The organism is Lederbergia citri (assembly GCF_018343625.1).
Lineage (GTDB): Bacteria > Bacillota > Bacilli > Bacillales > Bacillaceae_C > Lederbergia > Lederbergia citri.
This window is the reverse complement of sequence record NZ_JAGYPG010000001.1, coordinates 1,603,130-1,628,086: the sequence shown is the minus strand read 5'-3', so window position 1 is coordinate 1,628,086 and position 24,957 is coordinate 1,603,130. Positions and strand designations below refer to the sequence as shown.

18 protein-coding genes and 1 other annotated feature are annotated in these 24,957 nt (G+C 37.0%); of the genes, 9 read left to right on the top strand and 9 right to left on the bottom strand.

The features are described 5' to 3' along the window. Positions 1-1,173: a beta-aspartyl-peptidase gene (gene iadA, locus KHA97_RS08160; protein ID WP_213124188.1), complete on the bottom strand. Its 1,173-nt coding sequence runs from the start codon at positions 1,171-1,173 to the stop codon at positions 1-3. A 175-nt stretch (positions 1,174-1,348) separates the two neighbouring features. Here iadA and KHA97_RS08155 point away from each other — a divergent pair, with 175 nt between their 5' ends. After that, positions 1,349-1,537, top strand: a complete 189-nt coding sequence (locus tag KHA97_RS08155) for a hypothetical protein (RefSeq protein ID WP_213124187.1) — start codon at positions 1,349-1,351, stop codon at positions 1,535-1,537. A gap of 107 nt (positions 1,538-1,644) precedes the next feature. Here the strand turns inward: KHA97_RS08155 and KHA97_RS08150 are convergent, their stop codons facing one another. After that, a complete protein-coding gene (locus tag KHA97_RS08150) occupies positions 1,645-2,304 on the bottom strand; it encodes a YhcN/YlaJ family sporulation lipoprotein (RefSeq protein ID WP_213124186.1) in 660 nt (219 codons plus the stop codon). A gap of 151 nt (positions 2,305-2,455) precedes the next feature. Between KHA97_RS08150 and KHA97_RS08145 the strand changes: the two genes are divergently transcribed. The 4 genes from KHA97_RS08145 to KHA97_RS08130 all read left to right on the top strand — a co-directional run bounded on the left by KHA97_RS08145 (position 2,456) and on the right by KHA97_RS08130 (position 7,994). Next, positions 2,456-4,825 (top strand): DNA translocase FtsK, encoded by a 2,370-nt coding sequence (locus tag KHA97_RS08145; protein WP_213124185.1) that lies wholly within the window; start codon positions 2,456-2,458, stop codon positions 4,823-4,825. A 235-nt stretch (positions 4,826-5,060) separates the two neighbouring features. Next, positions 5,061-6,380: a UDP-N-acetylmuramate--L-alanine ligase gene (gene murC, locus KHA97_RS08140; protein WP_213124184.1), complete on the top strand. Its 1,320-nt coding sequence runs from the start codon at positions 5,061-5,063 to the stop codon at positions 6,378-6,380. Positions 6,381-6,972: 592 nt separating this feature from the next. Beyond that, positions 6,973-7,458 carry a DUF948 domain-containing protein gene (locus tag KHA97_RS08135; RefSeq protein ID WP_213124183.1) on the top strand — a complete coding sequence of 162 codons (486 nt, stop codon included), beginning with the start codon at positions 6,973-6,975 and terminating at the stop codon, positions 7,456-7,458. 32 nt (positions 7,459-7,490) lie between these two features. After that, positions 7,491-7,994 (top strand): YtxH domain-containing protein, encoded by a 504-nt coding sequence (locus tag KHA97_RS08130; protein WP_213124182.1) that lies wholly within the window; start codon positions 7,491-7,493, stop codon positions 7,992-7,994. Positions 7,995-8,030: 36 nt separating this feature from the next. On the opposite strand, the gene KHA97_RS08125 is transcribed toward KHA97_RS08130, so the two are convergent. Then, positions 8,031-10,187, bottom strand: a complete 2,157-nt coding sequence (locus KHA97_RS08125) for a cell division FtsA domain-containing protein (RefSeq protein ID WP_213124181.1) — start codon at positions 10,185-10,187, stop codon at positions 8,031-8,033. Between the two features lie 300 nt (positions 10,188-10,487). Between KHA97_RS08125 and ccpA the strand changes: the two genes are divergently transcribed. Continuing rightward, a complete protein-coding gene (gene ccpA / locus KHA97_RS08120) occupies positions 10,488-11,486 on the top strand; it encodes a catabolite control protein A (RefSeq protein WP_213124180.1) in 999 nt (332 codons plus the stop codon). 548 nt (positions 11,487-12,034) lie between these two features. Here ccpA and KHA97_RS08115 read toward each other — a convergent pair. The 3 genes from KHA97_RS08115 to KHA97_RS08105 are packed head-to-tail and all read right to left on the bottom strand — an operon-like array spanning position 12,035 to position 14,526. Next, positions 12,035-13,222 carry an acetoin utilization protein AcuC gene (locus tag KHA97_RS08115; protein WP_213124179.1) on the bottom strand — a complete coding sequence of 396 codons (1,188 nt, stop codon included), beginning with the start codon at positions 13,220-13,222 and terminating at the stop codon, positions 12,035-12,037. Continuing rightward, positions 13,219-13,866 carry an acetoin utilization AcuB family protein gene (locus KHA97_RS08110; protein ID WP_213124178.1) on the bottom strand — a complete coding sequence of 216 codons (648 nt, stop codon included), beginning with the start codon at positions 13,864-13,866 and terminating at the stop codon, positions 13,219-13,221. Before KHA97_RS08110 ends, KHA97_RS08115 begins: the two co-directional genes overlap by 4 nt. Positions 13,867-13,893: 27 nt before the next feature. Then, the gene (locus KHA97_RS08105; RefSeq protein ID WP_213124177.1) at positions 13,894-14,526 is read right to left on the bottom strand and encodes a GNAT family N-acetyltransferase; all 633 of its coding nucleotides are present in this window, start codon (positions 14,524-14,526) and stop codon (positions 13,894-13,896) included. A gap of 146 nt (positions 14,527-14,672) precedes the next feature. On the opposite strand from KHA97_RS08105, the gene acsA reads away from it, so the two are divergent. Beyond that, positions 14,673-16,391, top strand: a complete 1,719-nt coding sequence (acsA, locus tag KHA97_RS08100; RefSeq protein WP_213124176.1) for an acetate--CoA ligase — start codon at positions 14,673-14,675, stop codon at positions 16,389-16,391. A gap of 560 nt (positions 16,392-16,951) precedes the next feature. On the opposite strand, the gene KHA97_RS08095 is transcribed toward acsA, so the two are convergent. Next, on the bottom strand, positions 16,952-19,885 hold the full coding sequence (locus KHA97_RS08095) for a transglycosylase domain-containing protein (RefSeq protein WP_213124175.1): 2,934 nt from the start codon (positions 19,883-19,885) through the stop codon (positions 16,952-16,954). 144 nt (positions 19,886-20,029) lie between these two features. Beyond that, positions 20,030-20,253: a binding site (T-box leader), on the top strand. A gap of 48 nt (positions 20,254-20,301) precedes the next feature. On the opposite strand from KHA97_RS08095, the gene tyrS reads away from it, so the two are divergent. After that, the gene (gene tyrS / locus KHA97_RS08090) at positions 20,302-21,567 is read left to right on the top strand and encodes a tyrosine--tRNA ligase (protein WP_213124174.1); all 1,266 of its coding nucleotides are present in this window, start codon (positions 20,302-20,304) and stop codon (positions 21,565-21,567) included. A gap of 247 nt (positions 21,568-21,814) precedes the next feature. Here the strand turns inward: tyrS and KHA97_RS08085 are convergent, their stop codons facing one another. Next, a complete protein-coding gene (locus tag KHA97_RS08085) occupies positions 21,815-23,068 on the bottom strand; it encodes an ATP-binding protein (RefSeq protein ID WP_213124173.1) in 1,254 nt (417 codons plus the stop codon). Positions 23,069-23,119: 51 nt separating this feature from the next. Continuing rightward, a complete protein-coding gene (locus KHA97_RS08080; RefSeq protein ID WP_233713336.1) occupies positions 23,120-24,178 on the bottom strand; it encodes a sensor histidine kinase in 1,059 nt (352 codons plus the stop codon). A 342-nt stretch (positions 24,179-24,520) separates the two neighbouring features. Here KHA97_RS08080 and KHA97_RS08075 point away from each other — a divergent pair, with 342 nt between their 5' ends. Further along, on the top strand, positions 24,521-24,898 hold the full coding sequence (locus tag KHA97_RS08075) for a VOC family protein (RefSeq protein ID WP_213124172.1): 378 nt from the start codon (positions 24,521-24,523) through the stop codon (positions 24,896-24,898). The last annotated feature ends 59 nt before the right edge of the window (positions 24,899-24,957 follow it).

Genomic DNA, 24,957 nt, shown 5'->3' with positions numbered 1-24,957 from the left:
TTATTCGAAAGTACCTTTTACAATTGCTTCTCCATTTTCAACCATCATTCTCCCCATTGCGAAAACATTATCAATGGTCAAATCTTCTTTGTTCAGTATTACTAAATCAGCATCTTTTCCTGCTGCAATCGTCCCTTTTTGCTCTAGTTTTAGTATGGATGCGGGATTTTGTGTAATCACTTTAAAAGCGACTGCTGGGGAAATGCCTTCTATCAAAATAGCATCCCGTACTTCCTCAAAAAGTGAAGAGACTTTTCCAATTCCTAATCCCGTAAAATTTCCTTGCTCATCAAATTTGGGTAGACTCCCTTGAGCATCGGAAGTGAAGGTGATTTGCTCTATATCAATCCCGTCATCTAGCAATCTTCTTAAACCTTTACTCGATTTAATATTCCAATCGTTTTCCTTATTTGGTATAGAGCTTGTAGTAAAGTCGATATAGCCACCAATTTTTGCATATTCGACCGCTGCTTCAAACAAATGAGGATTTCGATTTATATGAGTTGGATAAAATTGCTGGATAGGTATTTCCGTTGTTTTTATGACTTCTTCAATTAAACGTAAATGTTCATAACTGTCGCCAACGTGTATATTTACGATCCCAGCTTTGCCTGAAAGCATACCACCGATTCTTGCTGCGGATGCAATTTTCGCAAGCTCTTCTACTGTTGGTTGAGATGAACGATGATCTGATATTGCAATTTCTCCTACGCCGATAATTTTATCAACAAGAATAATATCATCTTCAATTTTATCCATTAAAGTTTTAACTGGAACTTGATAGGAACCTGTTTGAACGTAGCAAGTAATTCCTTCTTCCTCTAGCGCTCTTGCTTTGGCAATTAAATTGGTCATTGTTCTTGTTGTGCCATCCGTGCCAATTACACCAATAATCGTTGTCACTCCTGCAAGGGTAGCATCAGTCAACTGGAGTTCGGGGGTTCTAGTTCTATAACTGCCTTCGCCTCCTCCACCAGTAATATGTACATGGGCATCAATAAATCCAGGAACAACTATTTTTCCAGTTGCGTCCACAACATGTATATGGACAAAATCCGTAGGGACATCAATTCGCTCTTGAATAAATCCAATCTTTCGATCAACCACTAGGATATCCTTTTTGCCAATAAAATCAGGAGAATAGACTTCACCGTTTTTGATGAGAGTTAACAAACATGCCCAATCCTTTCCATATGAAATATTTAATATTATTATTGTACACTTTTTTCTTATCCCATTTCTAATTGACCTCAAACATGAATATAGGATTCAATGTAACTTGATTGAAACTAAACTTTAATTAAAACGTATATATTAGACAAAGATTAGTAATGTAGAGGTGAAAATAATGAACGAACAAAATCAAGACCAATTGATGACTGAAATTGCAGAACTTAAGGAAATGGTAAGGAAGTTGGAATCGGATATAGAAGATATTAAATTTTTTACAAAAAGGCCAATTTTTGATTCTAGTACAATAGGGACGGTTGGAGGAATTATTTTAGGGGCGCTTGCTATTATAGGTATTTTTTGGTGAACGTGAAAACATGCCCTCCGCAATTGCTAAAGGGCATGTCTTATTTTTAGTAACGCTTAATCGATCTCCTTGCATAAATCAATGCGTTTCCTCAGTGTTATTATTATTTATCGTGCGTTTGGAAACACTCTTCGTACAGTATCGCTAAAGTCATTAAAGAAACCACTAGCAGGACGTCCAGCATTTATGTCATTTCTATATCCAGTCATTCGATTAAAGAAATCAGGGTTTTCTGAAATGTAGACATTATCGATATTATTATCGACATCTCTAACCTGTTTAGCGATTTTTCTTTGTACCGTATTATTCATTTCGTTATTTCCTGTATTGCTTAACTTTACTGCTACATAAGCATTTCGCCTAGTAACAAGAACATTTGCTGTATCGACCTCTTTAAGCTTGGTAATCTCATCTGCAATATTGTCTGCTACATCGATTCGATCATTGTCATTGAAATCACGATTATTATTTACTCCAAACCCAGTGTTATTATTTACTCCAGTACCTGTGTTATTAAATCCTGTATTATTGTTTGCACCATATCTCGTTCTTGTGTTATTAACACCGTATCCATCCCTTGTTGTCACATTTCGATTATTGTCTGTCCAATTTCTGTTGGTGTCAACGTTTGGGTTATATCGAACTCCGAGTGGTGTATTATTATCATTATTTGCGATTCGATCGTTATTTTTATTGTTGGTTGCACATCCTCCCATAAATATGACGGAAGCAAGGCCAACACAAATCACCGATTTTGCAAATTTCATTCATTCTCCTCCTTTTAATCGTGATTCTTTTATAATGTTCCATTTACCTCAATTTTTATCCGCATTTTTGTTATAATGAATAAATGACAGCTATGACGGTATCAGGTATAAAGACCGTATTTATACAGAATTGAAAGAATAGAGGGATAAAATGTCCTGGTTGAAAAAAATATTTTCTAAATTAATGGATGAAACAGAAGAAGAAAATTATCATGAATCAAAGCAAGCTGCTAAGCCTCCTGCTCAGCATCTGGAAATAGATACTCGTATGAAATACCACTATCCGAAAGGAAATTTTCGATTTCCTTTAATTGAAGATCCTCCGAGAAAAAGGGAAATAAAACCAGAACGAATAAACCAAAATCAGAGACAAAGAGCAGACAAAAATATCAGTGTGCGAAGTGTATCGCAAAATTCACAAAATAAAAACCTTGAAATGCAACAAAATGAGGAAAAACAACTACTTAATAAAAAGACCGATAGTAGAAAAGTTGTATCAACTATAAAACAGCCATTCCGTCTAACAGAGATTCCATCTCCAATTTATGGCTTTGAACGCCCTGAGAAAGTGGAATTTGAATACGAATTGAATGATTCTTTTTTTATAAATCAAGATGGAATTGAAGAAACAAAGCTCGAGGAAAATCTTGATGAAGACACAATTTGGGAAGATGGATCTAAAGATTTAGAAGATAAAGGCATAGTTCAGGACATTTACTTTGTAGAGCAAGTGGAAACAAAGGAAACCGATATTACAATTCAAGATGGAATTGCAGAAACACAGCTCGAAGAAAATCTTAATGAAGCCACAAGTTGGGAAGATGAAAGTATAGTTCAGGACGTTGACTTTGTAGAGCAAGTGAAAACAAAGGAAATCGATATGATGGAGGACCTTGTTTTAGAAAAAGAACAACCACAGAAAGAAGTTGTAAAAGAAAGAGAACCCCAAAGAACCCATTTACCTTTTAATGTTCTAATGTTAAAAAAAGATAAAGAAAAATGGCAAAACAGACAAAATGAAAAAATAGAGACACAAAAGCCAATCCAAATAGCTAAAGAAGAAACAGCTGCAACCATTTTAGAATCAAGTACATTACAAGATGATTATAATTTTCCATCCTTAAGACTATTGAAACCTCCAGTGATTATGTCAGAAAATAGAGAGTGGCTGGAAGAACAAAAAGAATTACTAAACGAAACGCTTAAAAATTTTAATGTAAATGCCCATGTTGTCCACGTAAGTCAAGGTCCAGCTGTTACAAGGTTTGAAGTTCAGCCGGAACGGGGAGTGAAAGTAAGTAAGATCACAAATCTTAGTGATGATATTAAATTAAGTATGGCAGCTAAGGATATCCGAATTGAAGCGCCAATCCCGGGAAAACGTTCGATTGGCATTGAGATTCCAAATTATGAGAGCAGACCTGTCCAAATTAGTGAAATTATCGGAAGCAAAGCGTTTTTACAAAGTCAGTCGTCCCTTACCGCTGTCCTCGGTCTCGATATTTCAGGGGTTCCAGTCGTTACGGATTTAAGTAGAATGCCGCATGGACTAATAGCAGGGGCCACAGGTTCGGGAAAAAGTGTTTGTATTAATTCCATATTAGTTAGCTTGCTTTATAAAGCGAAACCAGATGAGCTAAAACTTTTATTGATTGATCCAAAAATGGTGGAACTTGCGCCTTACAATCATATTCCACATCTAGTGAGTCCTGTCATTACTGATGTTAAAGCTGCCACTGCTGCATTAAAATGGGCTGTAGATGAGATGGAGCGCCGCTATGAGTTATTTTCGCATGCAAGTGTTCGTGATATAAGCCGCTTTAATGAGTTGGCTGTGGAGAGCGGACATTATAGCGACAAACTGCCATACATTGTTGTTGTGATAGATGAGTTGGCCGATTTAATGATGATGGCACCAACAGATGTTGAGGAATCAATTTGTCGGATCGCTCAAAAGGCAAGGGCATGTGGAATCCACTTGATTATCGCAACACAGCGACCTTCCGTTGATGTCATTACGGGTTTAATCAAAGCAAATGTGCCGACACGAATTGCTTTTTCCGTTTCCTCTCAAGTTGATTCTCGAACGATTATAGATATAAGTGGGGCCGAAAAACTGCTTGGTCGAGGCGATATGTTATTTTTAGGAAGTGGATCATCCAAGCCTGTAAGACTACAAGGAACTTTTGTATCTGATCAAGAGATCGATCGAGTTGTAGAATTTGTGCGTACTCAAGGAAAGCCAAACTATATGTTTGAGCAGGAAGAATTATTGAAAAGAGCACAAGTACAAGAAGACGAAGATGAACTGTTTTTAGAGACATGTGATTTTGTCGTCAGTCAAGGTAGTGCTTCTACTTCACTTCTCCAAAGACAGTTTAGAATTGGCTATAATCGTGCTGCACGGCTAATATTGATGATGGAACAGCAAGGAATCATCTCTGAAGCAAAAGGAAGCAAGCCGAGAGATGTACTGATTAACGAGAATGAACTAAAAGTACTAAAAGATTCTCTAGAATAAAAAGGCTGAAAATGTTATTCTTATTTTTGGGTGTTTAGATGAGAAATGGTCATTTAACATATTCAATGCTATAATGACTAAATACAAAAATTATCATAAAACATTACTAAGGCTTTTACATACTAATCTTTCTGCCGTAAATAATAATGGCGAGGATTGATAAAAGCGATTTTGAGCAAAATGTGGTTCTAAATCATATGATGCAAATAGACAGAAGATTGTTGGAGGTTCAAATATGACTGTATACCATTTCGTAGGTATTAAGGGCTCCGGGATGAGCGCACTTGCACAAATCCTTCACGATATGGGATATAACGTGCAAGGATCAGATGTAGGAAAATACTTTTTTACACAAGCTGCCCTCGAGGACTCAAATATAAAAATTTTACCCTTTCAGCGCGAAAATATAACAAAAGGCATGACGGTTATAGCCGGAAATGCTTTTCCAGATACACATGAAGAAATTGAAGAGGCAATGAGTCAAGGGATTCCAGTGATTAGATACCATGCTTTTCTAGGCGAATTTATGAAAAAATTCACAAGTATAGCTGTTACCGGTTCACATGGGAAAACTTCAACAACTGGTTTACTTTCCCATGTCATGGGCGGTGCAGAGCCAACTTCTTATCTTATTGGCGATGGTACCGGAAGTGGAGTAAAAAATGCGGAATACTTTGTATTTGAGGCTTGCGAGTATCGAAGACATTTCCTATCCTATTTCCCAGATTATGCTATTATGACGAATATTGATTTTGATCATCCAGATTATTTTTCAAATATTGATGATGTTTATTCTGCTTTTCAGCAATTGGCTAAGCAAGTCAATAAAGCCATCGTTGCTTATGGCGATGATGAACAGCTTCAAAAAATACAAGCTGACGTACCCGTTATATTTTATGGTTTTGGTGATGGAAATGACTTCCAGGCTCGAAATCTTCAAAAATCAACTAGTGGAACAAAATTTGATGTGTTCGTTCGCAATCACTTTTATGCAACGTTTGAAATTCCTACCTTCGGCGACCATAATGTGTTAAATGCTTTATCCGTTATTGCATTATGTCATTATGAAGAAATTAATGTAGAAGTGCTTCAAATACAGTTGAAGTCATTCGGCGGAGTAAAGCGACGTTTTACGGAGAAGGTTATTGGAGATCAAGTATTGGTTGACGATTACGCGCATCATCCAGTTGAAATTAAAGCGACTATTAACGCTGCTCGCCAAAAATATCCTAATAGTCAAATCGTTGCAGTCTTTCAGCCGCATACCTTTACACGAACTCAAGCATTTTTACAAGAATTTGGTGAAAGCTTGGGTGAAGCGGATAAGGTATATCTTTGTGAAATTTTCGGTTCGGCTCGAGAAAATCATGGGAAATTATCCATTAATGATTTAAAAGATAGAATCGACGGTGCGGAAATTTTAAATGAAGAAGATACCTCTCCACTGTTAATGCTAGATAACTCGGTCTTACTCTTTATGGGGGCTGGCGATATTCAAAAGTTTCAATCAGCCTACGAAAGCCTTTTACAGCAACAATTAAAAAAGGCACAATAACGAAGAAAAGCGTAAGCGCCTTGAACAGCCCCGACAAGCAAATGTTCTGAGGCAAAAAAGTCCGTATTATGACTTTTTCTGTCTCAGGTTATTTGACCTAGAGGGGCTAGGCGCTGGAGCTGGACTAAGAAAAGCGCAAGCCCCTTGTAGAGAGGAAGGAAGGCTAATAACGCAACATCCTGTTGCAGGCTAAGACGGCAACGTCCTGTCGCTTCGCCTGCACTAGTACATCTGTGTACGTCGCAACGCCTTCCTGACCCGCATCCTGCGGGCCTCCGACAAGCAAATGTTCTGAGGCAAAAAAGTCGCTCTTTGACTTTATTGACTCAGGTTATTTGACCTCGAGGGGCTAAGCTCTAGAGTTAGACATCAGAAAAGACATAATTTAGGGGTTGCCCCATTTGGCCTTGTACTAGCAAGACTTTGGGCAACCCCTCTTATTATTATGTTAGGAATACTTAATTTTAAATAAGAGAACTATAATACATAATTAAGAAGGATATCAACACGATAGTAACGAAGTATAAATTTATCAGTTTAGGAAAAGTTGAACAAGGGTAAAGTGAATTGTACATTAGGAGGTGCTGCATACATGCAGATTATTTTATATTTAAGTGTGGCATTAATTGCGGTAGCGTTTTTTATTTTAGTCCTAAGCTTAACAAAAACTTTAAAAGCAATGAAGGAAACGCTAGAAAGTGTTTCTCATACATTGGATGGCCTTGAAACGCAGTTAAAGGGTGTAACAGGTGAAACAACGATGCTATTACATAAAACAAATGCCCTTGCCGACGATATTCAAGGCAAAGTTGAGAAGCTTGATACAGTCGTTTTGGCTGTCAAGGATGTTGGAAATACGATACAAGATATGAATGATTCCGTAAGAAAAGTAACGACATCCATTTCATCAGTAATGGTTAGAAATCAAGACAAAGTAGCCCAAGTAGTGCAGTGGGGTGCAGTTGCAAAAGAATTAAAAGATAAATGGTTTGGTGAAAAAAATAAAAAACAAGACTATAAACCATTTGATTCTGAAGTTAAAGTCCACAACCATCAATTAGAACGCAGTGAAGGGTAGAAAAGTAAAACAAAAGGATGGAGGATGATAGCATGAGTAATAATCAAAATAATTCCGGAAGTTTTATGACAGGAATAATTGTTGGTAGTCTTGTAGGGGCGGTAACGGCTTTGATGATGGCTCCAAAATCAGGAAAAGAGCTTCGAAACGATATCACTAACCAGATGGAAACTTTGAAGGAAAAGTCGGGTGAATGGAAAGAAACCGTAATGGAAAAAGGTTCTGAGATATCCTCGACAGCTATGGAAAAAACGAATCAGCTTCGCCAGGTTGCAATGGAAAAAGGCAGTACCGTAGTAGAAGTGGTGAAAGATAAAGCTGATCAATTCAGTAATACTATGAATGGTGCATCCAATCAAGTTGCAGAAAACACGAAAGACATGGTGGATGGCTGGAGAGACACTGTTCATGAAACAGCTGATAACATGGCTGACAAAGCGAAAGATAATATCGATCAAGTACAATCTCAATCAGAAAATATAACTGAGAAGACGAAAGAAATGGCGGATAAAATCAATAACTCCATGAATGAGTAAAATGACAGGCAGTTCACATTGTGAACTGCCTGTTTTTTAATGATTTGTAACAGTAGGCCAAACAATTTCAAGATGATCACCATTTTGGATAGGAGAATAAAATGTAGCCTCTTCATTATTTATTAAAAGCGAAAAGTTTCCAGTTGCATTTTCTGGCTTTTGTATTTCAATATAATTAAAGATGTCTTGAAATATGAATGCTGATTCGCTCGTTTCGTTCCACTCAATATGGTCTCCGGAACTTAATTCATCATCTGGTCTTAATATCTCTCCATTACGGTTATATTCAACAGCTTTTTTCGAAATAATGATTCGTTCATTATTAAAAAATACTGTGATGGACCGTTGTAATAAGTGACCCATAGATGAAGCAAGATTATGAATCGTTGGCGTCAGTTTTCTTGTAATATCTAGGTCAACGATGGCTGGCAATGGTTCATTTACATTTGCTTTATTACCATTAAGCCAAATTTCAGCTGTAAAATTAGGAATGACTTGTTCCTTACCATTAATGAATAGTTTAAAAGGACGAGTGATGTTCGATAATTCTTTATTATTCAATGTTATAAGGAGCTCGGATACCGTATTAGGAATGTGGACTGTTATTACGTCACGGTCATTCACCATATCGTTAAGTGCAGCCTTTTTACCGTTTTTCTGAATGGTTGAATTTACATAATAAGACTCTTCATTAATAACAACACGCTTTTCAGGGACCTCATCAATTAAATCTCTTATTCTAATTTGTGATTGTTCACCATCCGCACCTTTTTTAGCGATAATGACATCCCCGTTTTTAACAGGATCTTCTAAACTGCATTCCTTCCCATTTTTTAATAGAATAGGAGGTTCACCATATGAGCCAGGAATCGTAACTTGCTGCCCGTTGATTGTAGCGAATATAGCCATTCCAGGCTTTCCATAAAGCTTATTAATGATGATTCCTGAAGCAAGAATACAATCTGCAACTGTTAATTCCTTTACCTCGAACATCCGGGTTGTTTGTTCGTTTACGGTAACTGTTACATATTGTATCGGCGATTTTCTAGCAGATATAGCAATTCCAATCGGTGTAATATTTTCTGGTCCACCAGGGATATGATCAGCAAATGTTAATCCTTGAATGGCTTCTGCCCCTCTTATAGCAACTCTATTTTCAGGTAACTGCAGCATTTCGGCTAATCTTTTAGGTAATTCAGGAGTTTTACTTCCTCCTCCTACAAGCATGACTGCTTTTGGTGCTTGTCCATTATTTAGTTCTCTTATTTGCATACTAATTTCTCTTGAAAGCTTATCAATGACTGGAGAAATTTGTGAAACTACATCAGATTTTAATATTTCATTTTCAAAACCAAGAATATCGTGAACAATTATGGAATCTTTCTCCCAAAGTTCCCTTTTTGCTTGCTCGGCTTCTGGAAAATCGAGTAGAAGCTGATCGCTGATAGCTTCAGTTATTTCGTCGCCAGCAGTGGGGACCATTCCATATGCAAGTACTGTTCCTGTATTTGTAATAGCGATATCAGATGTTCCTGCTCCAATATCAACTAGTGCCACATTCAGCCTACGCATCGAGACAGGTACAAGCACGTTAATTGCCGCAATCGGCTCCAAAGTTAGAGCATCAAGCTCTAGGTCTGCTCTTTGTAAGGCCTTAATAAGCGAATCTACTACGACTCGAGGCAAGAATGTAGCAATAATTTCTACTGATGCCTCATCACCTTGTTGATCAATTAAATTTCCTATGAGCTGATCATCTATAAAATAATGAAGAACTGAGTATCCTACACAATAATAGGAATTAACTTTTTCCGCTGATTGCTGTTCGGCAGCTGCTGCTTGTGCATTTTGGACTGCCGTCAGCTCAAGATAGAGGATATCCTCTTGATTAATTATCGGCTTGCCTTTTATATTAACGACGGCTTTTGCACGTTCTGTTTTCAATGATCTTCCAGCGGCAGCTACACAAACCTTAGAAAGTTTTCCATGTGTTTTTTCTAATTGATCTTTAACTTCTTTGATTACATGTGCAACAGCTTGTATGTCATGAATTTGACCATCTAACATCGCCCTTGCTTTATGCTCTTTTACGACTAAATCTAGCACTTTATATTGTTCAACGTTCTCTTCAAGTATAAGGCCAACAACAGAACGAGTACCGATATCTAATGCGAAAATTTTTTCACCCTGCACGGAATTTCACCTTCCAGCTTAAAACATTATGTATTAGTGCTAATTTAAAATGTATCATAACTTTTAGCTAAAAAGAAGATTAGCTGTCATTGTTTTACAATTTTAACGAAAGAAAAACTCAAATATTTATCAAAAAAGAACATTTTTTGAAAAAAGGAAACGCAATCATGAAAAATATTTCACAAACAAGGGAAATAATTTGCAGGCAGAGGCTCTGTATCGTATGATTATTGAAGAATTAATAAACGGTTGTTGATCGTTTTGTCGAATGATGATGTTATATAGGAGTGTGAATTGCTGATGAATGTAACAATATATGATGTTGCAAGAGAAGCAAATGTTTCAATGGCTACTGTTTCGAGGGTTGTGAATGGTAATCCAAATGTAAAGCCAACTACAAGGAAAAAAGTATTAGAAGTAATTGAACGATTAGAGTATAGACCTAATGCGGTAGCAAGGGGTCTTGCTAGTAAAAAAACAACAACAGTCGGTGTTATTATTCCTGATATCTCAAGCATATTCTACGGGGAACTGGCCCGTGGTATTGAAGATATAGCAACTATGTATAAATACAATATTATATTGAGTAATTCCGATCAAAATTTGAACAAGGAATTACATCTCCTCAATACAATGCTTGGAAAGCAAGTGGACGGAATCGTGTTTATGGGCGGAAATATTAATGAGGACTTGCGAAATGAATTCAAACGTTCTCCTGTTCCAATTGTTCTCGCTGGTTCTATTGAAGATACAGGCACTGTACCATCAGTCAATATTGATTATCGCCAGGCTGCGTACGATGCCGTTACTGCTTTTATTAATGAAGGACATAAGAAAATTGGATATGCGATTGGTTCACTGAATGATACAATTAATCGCGAGCAAAAATTAGTTGGCTATAAAGAAGCTCTTGAAAATGCTGGATTGGAATACAATGAAGAGTATGTAGTTGAAAGCGATGACTCTTATGATTCCGGACTTGAAGCGTGGACAAAGCTAAGTCAATTGTCTGACAGACCAACGGCAGTTGTAGCGGGGCACGATGAATTGGCATTAGGTATTATGCATGGAGCACAAGATGAAGGATTAACGATTCCTAATGATTTAGAAGTTATTTCTTCTGATGATACAAGGCTTACTCTTATGGTACGCCCACAACTTACATCTGTTGTGCAGCCTTTATATGACATTGGTGCTGTTTCCATGAGATTGTTGACTAAATTGATGAATAAAGAAAAAGTAGACGAGCAGACTGTTGTTCTTCCTCATCGAATTGAATATAGAGGAACGACGAAATAAGCATATTTGCTAGTCGATTAAGGAAAGGGCCCATGTGATTTGGGTCCTTTGATGTTTTATATAGGAATAGCTCTTTAAGTTATAGATCCTAATTTGATCTAAGCAAGAGAGTAAATTTGGTTTTGGGCTAGGTGAAGCCCTTCTACATGACAAAACAATGTAAATCTTCGAATAGGCTTTAGATCAGATGATTATGTCGAATTGATTCTGAATTTACGAATAAGTTGATAGAATTATGGACTTCATTGAAATTCGAAGCAGGATTCGCGAATAAGATGAAATTATTTCGGAGTTGTTCGCTAATCGAAGCTGAATTCGCGAATAAGATGAAACTATTCTGGAGTTGATCGTGAATAGAAGCTGAATTCGTGACTAAGCTGAAACTATGTAGGATTTAATCGTGAATTGATGCGGAACTACGACTAAAACGGTAAATTGCGAATATATGCTGTGTTCAAGACAATATTAAATATTCGATGCTTTCATTGTGTATGATGGCATCATTCAAAAAAAACGATGTATTTCTTCTCAAAAAAACGGGCTACTAATTAATCTTGCCCGTTTTTTTGACTGTTTCTATTTAATTGTTGCCTCACCATGTATAGTGCTCGATCTACATTTTGTTTATTTTTCTCTTCAATGTCCTTTTTTCTAGGGATAGGTTCATACATATCAACTGGATCTTCCCATTTGTCGATCAACTCAATGGAGGCTTTAGGCCGCCAGCGTTTAATCCAATTTTCTGGCAGAGGACCGGAAACTTCCGGCCAACCAATCATTTCAAGCCATATTAGTGACCAAGCTCTAGGTACAACACGCCATATATCATAGCCGCCCCCACCGACGGCAATCCATTTCCCATCACAATATTTATGTGCGATTTCATGGGCCAATTTCGGGATTGCTCTATAAGTTCTCATTGAAGTGGAGAGGTGAGTTAAAGGATCAAAATAATGTGCATCTGCACCATTTTGAGTCAAAATGACGTCCGGTTTAAAATATTCTGCTATATCCATGATAGCATTCCGATAGGATTCGATAAATGAATCATCCTCAGTAAAGGCATCAAGTGGGATATTAAAGGAATATCCGTAGCCTTCTCCTTGCCCCCATTCATTTACACTTCCTGTCCCGGGAAATAAATACCTTCCCGTTTCGTGAATGGAAAGTGTACATACCATATTATCATCGTAAAATGAACTTTGTACCCCATCACCATGATGTGCATCTGTATCTACATATAATACTCTTGCTTTGTATTTTTCTAAAATATATTTAATCGCAACGGCACTATCGTTATAGACGCAAAATCCTGATGCTTTCCCAGGAAAACCATGATGAAGCCCGCCGCCAAGATGAAGGGCATGATTAGCTTTGCCTTGTAAAACATAGTCTACGGCAGTTAAAGTACCTCCGACAAGTTGTGAACTTGCATCATGCATTCCTTTAAAAATAGGGGTGTCTTCAGTACCTAAGCCAAAGCTTTCCACCTTTTCTTTTGAAAGATTTCCCTCACTTGCAAGCTTAACTGCCTCAATATAGGAATATTCATGATTCAAAAGAAGATCTTCTTCGCTTGCTATTCTAGGGGCGACGATATTATCTGGTTGAATGGCTCCTAGTTCCTTCAACAAATCTAAAGTTAAAGTTAAGCGATGCTGATTGAACGGATGATGATTCGAAAATCGATATGATAATAATGAATCAGAATAAATAAATACTGCATCTTTTTTCATAGTTTCATCCCTGGCAAATTAGGCCACATCACTTGAAGTCCTTCTTTTTTTAAGTTTTCTATCAGTGAAAGAGGATTGATCGTGGCTACCCGAAAAACAAGGATTTTACTGCTTTCATTATCTTGGTCGGGATAGACAAGGACACTATGGACATTGACGTTTAATTTTTGAAAAATCCCCGTTACTTCATGGAGCACGCCTGGTCGATTTTTTACTTTAATTTCTATTTGTGAACCTGGTTTATTTGCTCCAGTCAATTCAACCAGTGTATGTAATAAATCTGTGCTCGTAATAATTCCGACTAATTCTCCATTATTTAAAATAGGTAAACATCCAATTTTTTGATCATAAAAAATCACGGCTACTTCCTCTACAAAATCAAGAGGGTTCCCAGTAATGATATTAGTCATCATAATAGTTGAGAGTGGCATTTCAAGTTGTTCATTCATTTTTTCACTATCAGTAAATACAGGTGTTGCACTTTTTATATCCCGATCAGTAACTAGACCGATCAATTTCTTTTCATTGTTTAATAGGGGGAGATGCCTTATATTTTTTTCTCGCATTAAATGGATGGCTGTTCTAATAGAATCGTCGGGTGATAATGTAATGACATCCTTTTTCATAACTTGCTCTACTATCAATATTTTCACTCCCTTTCAATTTAGTTATCAATACATAAAGCGATTTACAAACCGTATACTATCAAACTGTTGAATGGATTCTGAATCTACCCTTTTGCCAATACGGACCATCAAACAGTTTGCAGGATGAGACGTAATTTCCGGATCATCAGTGGCATACCATTCCAATCCACCGGAATTCATCATTTTCTCCATTATTTTTCGATATTCCCAAACGTCTAGCCCAGTACCTTTTAAATCCCAATGCCAATAATATTCAGTTGTAATGATAATATAATCTTCCATTGCATCATCCATCATCGAAACATGTAAAAGTCCTTTACCTACTCCAGATCCTCGATGCTTAGGAATGACTTCTATAGCGCCTAGTTCAATTAAGTTCACCATATTTCCCTGTGACCATCTTTCCAAAGGATCTGGATATAAAAAGGTGACATAGCCAACTACTAGATTTTCATCTCTTGCAATAATGATTCTTCCCTCAGGGAGATCTGCTATTTCAATTAGCGCTTCATGCTGCTGATGGGCCGGCCTAAACGCAACAAGGTCTTTATGAAAATCTAGATTACTGAGCTGTTCTGCAGATATAGGTCCTTCAATGAGCAAACTGCCATTTTTTGTTTTTAATTCCATCGCATTATACGTTTTTATATGCTCCACAAAACGACCTCCTTCAGTTTGATAATTATATTATAGCTGTTATAAATGGTAAAAAATATTCAAAGAAGTGTTAAAAAATTGAGAATAATAGTTCTTTATATTATAATATAAAACGATATTCTAGACACTAAAGGGGAGTTGTGCACATGAAAGTGGAAGCGTTACCAGTCATCGAAGGTAAATATAATTTACAAAATTACGATGAAATGTATGCAAATTTTAATTGGTCTGAAGCAGAGAAAAGCTTTTCATGGTATGAAACAGGCCGAGTGAATATGGCCTACGAAGCAATAGATCGTCATACGGAGACGTTTCGCAAAAATAAAGTTGCGCTTTATTACCGCGATGGTGTTAGAGACGAAAAATATACGTTTAATGATATGAAAAAATGGACGAATAAAGCAGGAAACGTTCTAAAGGAATTAGGTAATGTTGAAAAAGGCGATAGGGTATTTATTTTTATGCCTAGATCACCAGAGCTTTATTTTGCTATCCTTGGAGCGATTAAACTTGGAGCAATTGTTGGTCCACTTTTTGAAGCCTTCATGGAAGGGGCTGTAAAAGATAGATTAGAAGATAGTGAGGCAAAGGCTCTTGTAACGACTCCAGAATTATTGAAAAGGGTCCCAGTCGATGAATTGCCTGCTTTGAAGCATATTTTTCTAGTAGGCGACGATATTAATGAAGAAGGCCCATATATTGATTTTAATAAGCGTTTAAAAGAGGCAGACAAAAATCTTGATATTGAGTGGGTCGACCGAAATGATGGGATGATTCTTCATTATACTTCAGGATCTACAGGTCGTCCAAAAGGTGTTCTGCATGTTCATAATGCAATGATTCAGCAATACCAAACGGCTCGTTGGATTTTAGATTTACAAGAAGAAGACATTTATTGGTGCACAGCCGATCCGGGATGGGTGACAGGGACTTCATATGGAATCTTTGGTCCATGGTTGACAGGAACCACTAATGTGATTGTTGGAGGACGCTTCAAACCGGAGAATTGGTATCAAACATTGGAAGATTACGGAGTAACAGTATGGTATAGTGCTCCAACAGCGTTCAGGATGTTAATGAGCGCAGGCGATGAGCTTGTAAAGCAATTTGATCTATCCGAGCTGCGCCATATTCTAAGTGTTGGCGAACCACTTAACCCAGAAGTCATCCGCTGGGGAATGAAAGTGTTCCATAAGCGTATTCACGATACTTGGTGGATGACAGAAACGGGAGCAATGTTAATCGCCAACTATCCAAGTATGGACATCAAGCCAGGATCTATGGGAAAACCAATCCCTGGGGTTGAAGCGGCGATTGTTGATGACCAAGGAAATGTCCTTCCTGCAAATAGAATGGGCAATCTAGCGATTAAAAAAGGCTGGCCATCTATGATGCATGATATTTGGAATAATAAGGAGAAATATAATTCGTATTTCTTGCCTGGAGATTGGTATGTATCAGGTGATTCTGCTTATATGGATGAAGATGGTTATTTCTTTTTCCAAGGTAGAGTTGACGATGTAATTATGTCTTCTGGCGAACGTGTAGGACCATTTGAAGTAGAAAGCAAACTTCTCGAACACCCTGCAGTAGCTGAAGCAGGTGTCATTGGAAAACCGGATCCGGTTCGCGGAGAAATCATTAAGGCATTTATTGCACTGCTTGAAGGTTATGAGCCATCAGAAGATTTGGCAGAGGACATTAAACAATTTGTGAAAAAAGGTCTTGCCGCCCATGCAGCACCTCGCGAAGTTGAATTCCGTGATAAACTACCTAAGACGCGTAGTGGAAAAATTATGCGTCGCGTGCTTAAAGCTTGGGAACTAAACTTACCAACTGGCGATTTGTCTACTATGGAAGACTAATAAAAATTATGAGATCTCTTATCGTAGAAACGATAGGGGATCTTTTTAGGATTAAGATTAATATTATAGTGGAATTAATAAGGAATTTTCTAGCATTTTCTGAACACATCTCTTAAATAGGAATTTGTCTACTTCTTATAAGTTTGGATAGATCCTTCATTTTTAATAATTCAATCGGTCAGGATACGGTAATTTCCATGTGAAAAGTGCCCATTGAACTCTTCAAACGGCCAGGGTACGGTGATTTCCATGTGAAAGGTGTCCATTGAAATCTTCAATCGGTCAGAATACGGTAGTTTCCATGTGAAAGGTGTCCATTGAACGCTTCAAACGGCCAGGAAATGAAGATTTCCATGTAGAAGTGTCCATTGAATGCTTCAATCGGCTAGAGAACGAAGATTATTCATTAGATATTTTATGGATTTTAGTTTCGATTGTTTGTGAAATTTGAAAGTCATCATCTGTTTAAGTTTTCGCTCACATTTGATGAAAGTAGGATATACCACCAAGGGTGTACAAAATAAAAAAAATAACCGGGCACATAGCCCGGTTCTTCATTCTTATGGATTTTTCTCACCTGAGTCATTTCCACCGTTATTTTTTTTCTGTTCTTCTTCTTTTCTTTTTTGTTCCTCAGCTTTTTTCTTTTCTTCTTCTTGTTTCTTTTTCTCTTCCTCTTGTTTCTTCTTCTGTTCTTCTTCTAGCTTCTTCTGCTCTTCAGCTTTCTTTTTCTCTTCTTCTTCTTTTTTCTTCAGTTCTTCACCATTACCCATTGGTTTGGATGGCTTTGATTCTCTGCCCGCAATATCTACAGCTACAACATAGAACATTCCGTCTCCAACTCGATGTGATAGTTCTGCATCTGGCATGATGGATGCAATCTTTTTACCAGTATCCGAGTAAATACGGTATCCAATGACGTCTTTACTTGAAGATGCACTCCATTTTAACGTTCCGTTTGAGTAGGATGCATTGACTTCAGCAGGAGCCTTTCCATCATCAACAAGCTTATCATCAGCGACTAATAAACTCTTCCATTTAGGATTATCTGGAATTAGCTGCGAAAAGTCTTTTACATATCCCATCGTAATCCGTTTTAAAAATTCTGGATTAATGACTAATCCTTGCTTTGTAAACTCTTCAGGAGTAGAAGGCAATGCAGCGTATTTTTTACCGCCGGCTAAAACAAATCGACCACCTGCACCTAAGCTATCATCCGTTTTTGAAGGAACATATTTGGCGTTAAAAATATCTGCTTGAATGAGCCCGGCTTTTGAACATGCTTCAGATGGCAACATACCTGATACAGCACAATAAGAGCGGTTGACGATTCCACCAGGCATTTCGAATCGTTTATTATCTTTTGGTTTAACAATATCTGGCTCAACATCGTACGCAGCGTTCATTAATTTGGCCCAAATCCCATAGTTTCTAAAGTCATATCCTTGACTCTGAGGTTTATTGGAATTATATCCAATCCAAGTTCCCATTGTGACATTTGGATTCGAAACCACAAGCCAAGAATCTTTTGAATCATTGGAAGTCCCTGTTTTACCAGCCCAATCAGCTTTGAATTTCAGCATTCCAGGTAAACTAGCCGCGGTACCATAATTTAATACATCACGCATGACATCTGTCATTAAATATGCAGTTTGTGGACTAAATACATCGACCGGTTCTGATTTATGCTCGTAAATGATATTTCCTTTTTGGTCAGTAATTTTTTCGATCATATAGGCGTCTAGAAACTTACCGCCGTTAGCAAAAGTGGTATAAGCATTCGTATTTTCCTCGACACTTACACCAACTGTTAATCCTCCAAGTGCAAGGGATGGATTGGCGTACTCATTAGGTTGTAAACTTGTAAAGCCCATTTTTTCTAAAAATGTCGTTGGCTTTTGATCCATGATTTTCATATATGTTGCAACCGCTGATGCGTTATATGATTTGGCAAGAGCATATCTAGTTGAAACTAGTCCATAGAATTTTCCTCTTGAAAAGTTATAAGGTGTGTACGACTTTCCTCCAGCAGGAATATTATATGGAAGGTCTGCAACAACAGCTCCTGGTGCACTCGCCCCAAGCTCATAAGCAGGTGCATATACGAGAAGCGGCTTCATTGTCGAACCATTTTGACGCTTTGTATGAGTTGCATGATTGTTTTGATTCAATTCATAATCACGGCCAGCGACAAAGCTTAATATTTTCCCTGTTTTATTTTCTATTAAAATGGAACCAATTTGAACAGGATCATCTACTGTTTCCATCTCACCCGTTTCCTCATTTTTCACTTGCATTGTATATGTTGGTCCATAATTTTTATACTCATCTTTTGTCTGTTGCTGAATATCATATATTTTCTTATTGATAGTAGAATGAATATTATATCCGTTTTGGCGTATATCTCGATTGGCGAGTGTCCAATACTTGCCATATAACTTATCATCCTTCTTTAAATCTTCTTTGGAATAACCGTCTTTTTTCGCTAGCACCTCAGCTAAAATATTTACTGCCCTTTCTTCAAGTTCGAACGAAAGCGCAGGGTATTCTTCAAAAGTCCTCGGCTGTTTTGGAATGAAATCCTTCGTAATATCATAAGTATTGGCTTCATTGTATTCTTTGTCTGAAATGTAATTTTCTTTTTTCATCCTGTTTAAAACAGTTTTCATTCTGTTAAGACCAGGTTCCAGTCCTTCTGGGCTCTTTATTTCGCCTTTATTCGTAAAAGGAGTATAGCCGAATGGACTTTGGGGCAATCCTGCAATAAAAGCGGCTTGAGGTAAATTAAGGTCTTTCGCTTCTATTCCAAAGATACCTTTAGCAGCTGCTTGAACTCCTCCGACGTTTTGACCAGAAGAGTTCCGGCCAAATGTAGAAACATTTAAGTAAGCTTCTAAAATTTGATCTTTATCTAGAAATCTTTCAATTCTTAACGCAAGGAGAACTTCCTTTGCTTTACGATCAAAGGAAACCTCATTTGTTAAAATTTGGTTTTTAATAAGCTGTTGGGTAAGCGTACTTCCACCAGATTGCACTGAAGAGTTCGTAAACTCCTGAAAAACTGCGCGGAATAAAGCTTTAGGAACAACACCTTTATGCTCATAAAAGTATTCGTCTTCAGTAGCAATAACAGCTTTCTTTAAATAGTCGGATACATCCTTAATTTTAACTTCTTCACGGTCGATATCCGATCGCAATTTTCCTAATGGAACATTATTATCAAAGTATAAGGTTGACGTTTCTTCATATTGATGAATATCTTTTACCATTGAAGCTTCGGCACGCACTTTTTCATTTTTCACAAGAGCTGCAAAATATCCAGCTCCAACTCCTCCAGCAAAAGCACCGCCTACTATGATGACGATTAAAAGCAGAAGCAGTAAATTCCAAACGACTCCGTATGTAATGCGGACTCCCTTACCGACTTTCTTTAAATTAAAAGCGGAAGCGAGTTTATTCATTCGTTCTTTGCTTCTATTATCGTTATTTGTCATAAGTTTTAATCCCCCCAAAATCATAACTATTATAGCATAATTGAAAGGAATGGTATGTAAAAATGGAAGAATTTCCGCATCAAGATTGACATAATTATTGAATTATGTTTAAAATACGATATATTGAGCATAAAATTATTATACAAATAAGCGCCGACAGGAATGAGTAGTCAGCTGTCCCTGTTTTAAGAGAGCCAGTGGGTGGTGGAAACTGGCACAAACAGTGTGATGAATTACCTCCTCGAGCTTTTGCCGTGAAAATGAAGTAGCGGTAAACGGTGAACAACATCGTTAATGGATTTGAGTGAGGAGTATGACTGTTCATATTTCTAAGTTGGGTGGTAACACGGTAAATAGTCGTCCCTTCGTTTTAAACGAAGGGACGTTTTAATTTTTATGGAAAGAAGGGAAACAAGATGGGACAATTATTAGAAGACTTAAGATGGCGTGGAATCATTTATCAAGAAACTGATGCTGAGGGCATGGAAGATACATTAAATAAAGAGAATATTTCGTTATATTGTGGTGTGGATCCAACTGCGGATAGTATGCATATTGGACATTTGTTGCCATTTTTAACGCTAAGACGTTTTCAACAGCATGGACATCGGCCAATCGTACTTGTTGGTGGAGCTACAGGATTAATTGGCGATCCAAGTGGAAAAAAAGAAGAGCGCCAATTACAAACGATTGATCAAGTTGAGAAAAACGTTCAGGGAATTAAAAAGCAGCTTGAACAAATATTCGATTTTGACGGGGAAAACGCTGCTGTTATGACGAATAATTTCGACTGGGCAGGCTCGATGGATCTTATCACATTTTTAAGAGATTTTGGTAAAAACATCGGTGTTAATTACATGCTTGCAAAAGATACAATCGCATCTCGTTTAGATACTGGCATTTCGTTTACGGAGTTTTCATATACGATTCTTCAAGCGATTGATTTCTTTAAACTATATCAGAACCTAGATTGTAAAATGCAGATTGGTGGAAGTGACCAATGGGGAAATATTACATCCGGTCTTGAAATGATTCGAAAAATGGCGGGTGAGGGTGCTAAAGCTTATGGCATGACGATTCCACTTGTGACAAAAGCAGACGGTACGAAATTTGGAAAAACTGAAGGGGGAGCAATTTGGCTAGACCCTGAGAAGACAACCCCATATGAATTTTACCAATTCTGGATTAATACTGCAGACGCGGATGTTGTTAAATACTTGAAGTTCTTTACATTCTTAGAAAAGGAAGCAATTGAAGAACTAGAGACTTCCGTTAAGGAAGAACCACATTTAAGAAAAGCACAACGAGCTCTAGCAGAAGAAATGACGCGTCTCATTCATGGTGAGGCTGCATTGCAACAAGCAATTAAAATTACAGAAGCTCTATTTAGTGGAGACGTAAAAAAATTAAATGTAGAAGAAATTGAGCAAGGATTTAAAGATGTGCCTTCTTCCGAACACCACGAAGGAGACGATTTAAATTTAGTCGAAGTTTTAGTCGCAGCAAAAATTTCTTCTTCCAAACGTCAGGCAAGGGAAGATATTCAATCTGGTGCCATTTCCATAAACGGTGAAAAAATTACGGATATCCAATACAGTTTAGGTGAAGAGGAAAAACTTGGCAATAAATTTACCATTATCCGTCGTGGAAAGAAAAAATATCATTTGATTCGGTTTAAATAAGAAAAGCGAAAGCGCCTAGTTCATCGACGTATAGGCCCGCAAGATGCGGGTCCGTCAACTTCGCCACAAGACGTGGCGATTTTAGTCGACGTTCCTTTTTGGTATTCGACTGAGATTAAGGAAACACGACGAATACGTTAAGGGCGAATCGATGTTGACTTACGCAAAAGAGAAGGCTAAGAAGTTTACTAGTCGATAGGCGCTCTAGCTAGACTTAGAAAGCCAGCTTCGGTTAAGAAGCTGGCTTTTATGAAATATCTGATTCCTCCTTAGGGAAAGAGAACTCGAACGTCGTTCCTTTTCCAACTTCACTTTTGACCGAAATTGTACCTTTCATTGCTCTAACAATATTATAAGCTACCATAATACCAAGACCAGTACCACTTTCTCCCTTTGTAGAATAATAAGGTTCTCCAAGATGTTCTAATTGCTCAGGTGTCATTCCTTTTCCGGTATCTTGAATCCGAATGATATGATTTGTTTGAGATGATTCAACTTCAATGGTAATGGTTCCTCCATCTTCCATTGATTCAATCGAATTTTTAATAATATTTACGAAGCATTGATGAAAGCTTTGTCGATCTCCCATAATTTGAACTGTTGTTAAAAACTTAGTATCTATCGTTACCATACTTCTTTTGGCAAGGGGCTGGAGTGTATTAACAACAAATTGTAACTCCTCATTCACATCAAGTGATTCGATTGTTTCAATTTGAGGCTTAGAAAAGTTTAAAAAGTTTTGTATAACTTTTTCAGCGGAATTAAGTTCACTTTTTAAAATGGAAAGATATTGATCACTCTTATTTTTTGTAATGGTTTCATCCTGCATTAGTTGAACAAATCCAATAGCCGCTGTTAATGGATTTCGAATTTCATGAGAAATTGCCGTAGCCATCTTCTCCACCACTTCTAATCTCTTAGTCTTCACTAAATGTCGACGAAGATAAAGTGATTCACATACGATTTCAATAATCATGGCTATTATTGCCACACCGAGAGGTTGAATGATTAAATAGGCAAAATAAACGTCAAATAATGGGTGCGGTTGTTGACTTATTTCCAGAAATAACACAGGAAATAAGTTAACAATAAAGCACATCCCAGTTGCTATAATAACCCTTTGTCGGTATGTTTGTTTTAAAAACCATGGGGACATTTTCCAATATACTAAAGAAAAACTTACAATAATAATGACAGTAGAAAAAAATCCAAAATCAATGCCATACATACCTCTAATAAATATGATAATTAGTCCCATTAATGGCCCTATGCCTACATAGAGGCCGCCAATTGTAAATGGAATAACCCGCAAATCTAGAGTCAAATCTTCATGGAAACGATAACTAAAAACAAAACAAATTGCTAGAGATACTAATGAAAATATAATAGCTAATATTTTGAAAGAGTCTAGATTGTTAGAAAATCCTATCCATATAATAAGTAAAAAGAGCAATATGATTAGTAAAGATAAGTTAAAAAAGAAATGTAGAGTGATGTCCAATCAATAATCTCTCCTAGTCCAATTTAGAGTGTAAAAAGTTAGGAAATACATTTATATCATTCTCTTAAATGAAAATCGGTATGTCGTTCCAATCCCTACCTCACTTTTTACGTCAATCGTCCCTTTCATAGCCCGTACAATACTGTAGGCAACCATGGTACCGAGACCTGTTCCTTTTTTACCGTTTGTTACATAGTGCGGTTCTCCGAGACGTTCGATATTAATCTTACTCATTCCTAATCCAGAATCTTTAATATATATAATGATATTTTTTTTGTTTACTTCCGTTTCTATTAAAATGTCTCCGCCATTTGGCAACGATTCAATGACATTTCGAATTATATTAATAAAACATTGATGGAAATTCTGACGGTCACCTTCAATGTATCCAATTGAAGAGAATTTACAGGATATTTTGATAGAATATGAGTTTGCAAGGGGTTCCATTAATTTTAAAATATGAAAAAGTTCGTTATTTACATTAAGTTTTTCTAATGTATCAATTTGTGGTTTTGAAAAAGTTAAATAGTCTTTTATGACTTGTTCGGCCGCCTCTAATTCTCCCTTTATAATTGAAAGGTATTGTAGTCTCTTTCTTGATTCCAATGACTCCTCGTTCAGCAGCTGGGCGAATCCAATTGCAGACGTTAGCGGATTCCGGATTTCATGAGAGATGGCGGCACCCATTTGTTCAACGGCTTCAAGCTTTTCAGTTTTTAATAATTGTTGATATAACAATTGATTTTTTTCAATCATTTCAATAATAAATGAAAGCATGGCAACACCAATAGGAGCAACTATAATCAAAGCAATAAAAATATCTAGAATACGAAAAGGAGGGATTGTGACCACCATTATCGTTAAATTAATGATGGAAAATAATAGTGTGAAACTAGTTGAAAACAAAATTCTCTTTATAGAAAGCAGATTTAGAAACCAAGGTGATATAAACCAAGTAATGATACTTATAAAACTATAAAATCCGAGTATAAAATAGAATCCAGAATCAATGCCATAAAAGGAACGGAAGACAATAATAAGTAGAGCTAGCAATGGGCCTTGACGTAAATACAATGCTCCAATCATAAAGGGTACCATACGTAGATCCATTACCACGGAATCATTCAATCTGTATGAAAATAGAAAACATACCATAATCGAAACTATACAATATAAAAGTGCCGTTTTTTTATAATACTGAAAGGTTAAGAATCGCTTTGGAAGCATAAAACACAGAAACAGAAGAACAATTAGTAAGGATAGATTGAACAGTAAATGCGTCGTTAAATTTTCCAATTGCTAACCTCTCTTTCTTATAATTTAGATAAATATTACTATGGAGGCTGTAAATGTACAACAACTTTTTACATTTTCAACCAATAATTTAATAGATTTAACAAAATTTTTAGAGTATATTGAAATTAAGAGGAAACATACTAGGGGGTTGTTGTGTTGACAAAAACTACGAATATTGCTCCGTGGCTATCAGTAAGTAGTGGTGCAAAGGCTGTTGATTTTTATCAAAAGGGTTTTGGTGCTGAAGAAGTATATCGACTAGGAGAAGGTGACGCTGTAATAATTTCTCAACTTTCCGTTGATGGGGCCCTTTTTTGGATTCAAGAAGATTCTGCTTCAAGTCCTGAAGTGTTAGGTCAAGGATCAGTACGGATGATTTTAACAGTGGATAATCCAGATGCAATGTTTGAAAAAGCGGTTTCCGCAGGAGCTAAAGAAATTGCACCTATATATGAAGAACATGGGTGGAGGATCGGACGTATCGAGGATCCGTTTGGGCATCATTGGGAAATTGGGAAAATAACTGTAGAGTAGAAGGAAAAAGGAGGACAGTTGGATTCCTGAAAATTGTTAATATGATCAGAAAAAAGGGA

Excerpts from the sequence above, each read along its gene's own strand:
- KHA97_RS08135 (WP_213124183.1), top strand. The coding sequence starts at position 6,973 with ATGCAGATTATTTTATATTTAAGTGTGGCATTAATTGCGGTAGCGTTT.
- KHA97_RS08095 (WP_213124175.1), bottom strand. The coding sequence starts at position 19,885 with ATGACAAATAACGATAATAGAAGCAAAGAACGAATGAATAAACTCGCT.
- KHA97_RS08115 (WP_213124179.1), bottom strand. The coding sequence starts at position 13,222 with ATGAAAAAAGATGCAGTATTTATTTATTCTGATTCATTATTATCATAT.
- KHA97_RS08145 (WP_213124185.1), top strand. The coding sequence starts at position 2,456 with ATGTCCTGGTTGAAAAAAATATTTTCTAAATTAATGGATGAAACAGAA.
- KHA97_RS08155 (WP_213124187.1), top strand. The coding sequence starts at position 1,349 with ATGAACGAACAAAATCAAGACCAATTGATGACTGAAATTGCAGAACTT.
- murC (WP_213124184.1), top strand. The coding sequence starts at position 5,061 with ATGACTGTATACCATTTCGTAGGTATTAAGGGCTCCGGGATGAGCGCA.
- KHA97_RS08080 (WP_233713336.1), bottom strand. The coding sequence starts at position 24,178 with ATGGATCTACGTATGGTACCCTTTATGATTGGAGCATTGTATTTACGT.
- KHA97_RS08130 (WP_213124182.1), top strand. The coding sequence starts at position 7,491 with ATGAGTAATAATCAAAATAATTCCGGAAGTTTTATGACAGGAATAATT.
- KHA97_RS08150 (WP_213124186.1), bottom strand. The coding sequence starts at position 2,304 with ATGAAATTTGCAAAATCGGTGATTTGTGTTGGCCTTGCTTCCGTCATA.
- ccpA (WP_213124180.1), top strand. The coding sequence starts at position 10,488 with ATGAATGTAACAATATATGATGTTGCAAGAGAAGCAAATGTTTCAATG.
- acsA (WP_213124176.1), top strand. The coding sequence starts at position 14,673 with ATGAAAGTGGAAGCGTTACCAGTCATCGAAGGTAAATATAATTTACAA.
- tyrS (WP_213124174.1), top strand. The coding sequence starts at position 20,302 with ATGGGACAATTATTAGAAGACTTAAGATGGCGTGGAATCATTTATCAA.